This is a genomic window from Catenulispora pinisilvae, from assembly GCF_015356865.1.
Lineage (GTDB): Bacteria > Actinomycetota > Actinomycetes > Streptomycetales > Catenulisporaceae > Catenulispora > Catenulispora pinisilvae.
In genome coordinates this window covers 1-891 of the sequence record NZ_JAAFZA010000536.1, presented here as the reverse complement: position 1 = coordinate 891, position 891 = coordinate 1, and the positions used below count along the sequence as shown (strand labels likewise).

Here is an 891-nt window from a genome sequence, read left to right as displayed (position 1 = left end):
CACCAACGCCTCCGCCACCGGCCCCGGCGTCGCCACATCCATCTCCGCCACCCACAAAGGCAGCACATCCGCCGGATACTCGCGCCACTTCATACTGGTCCGCGTCCGAAGCTCAGCAAGACTGAGGCACGTCAAAGGGTTCTCAACACGAAGCTGCATAGCTCACACACTAAGCACGCCACCCCCATCAGCCGAGACCCAAGCCCAGACCCGCCCCGCCGCACCCGCAACCCAAGCCACCACACGCCCGAGACTCAGAGTCCGCCGCCGACAGGGCTGACCCCCGACGCGGCCCACACCATCGAGCAACTTCACCCGCCGCCCGCGACACACTTCGCCAGCCAGCGGATCGACAACCACCCACCAGACATCGCCAGCTACCTCACCGACGACCCACCCAGGAGACAGCCGCTGCGCACGGCGCACAGTTGCTTGCCCCCTCGCCGGGCCAAAGACCATCGCCCCGGCACGGCACGGCACGGCCACTACGCTGACGCCCAGATCCCGCCCCGGCGTAAGCCAAAGCCGCCGCCAAGGTCCCGTCATTGCGCGCGGCGCACAGGTTCTTGCCCTCGCTTCGCTATCCCCCAAGCCAACGCCCGGTTCCGCGCTACGCCCGACGCTCACGCCTTGCCCCCACGCCCGAGCAAAGGCCACCATCCCAGCGCGCGGCCATCGCACATGGCGCACAGGTTCTCGTCCCGGCCCAGCCAGAGCCGGCGCGAAGCTCGGCCATCGCACGTGACGCTCAACCCTCACCTCATCTGCGTCCTCGCTACGACGCCGTAGGGCAGCACACCGCTCAGTTCAGTTCCACCCACCCTCACTAGCGACCTCACTTGTAGGGCCTGATATCTCGCGCCCCTTCCTACCCGCCCCACCTAACAAGGC

1 pseudogene is annotated in these 891 nt (G+C 67.8%); it reads right to left on the bottom strand.

Annotated features, from left to right (window positions below):
- A pseudogene (locus IZR01_RS54665) lies at positions 1 to 159 on the bottom strand (pyridoxal phosphate-dependent aminotransferase); the annotation flags it as partial.
- Positions 160 to 891 lie beyond the last annotated feature (732 nt).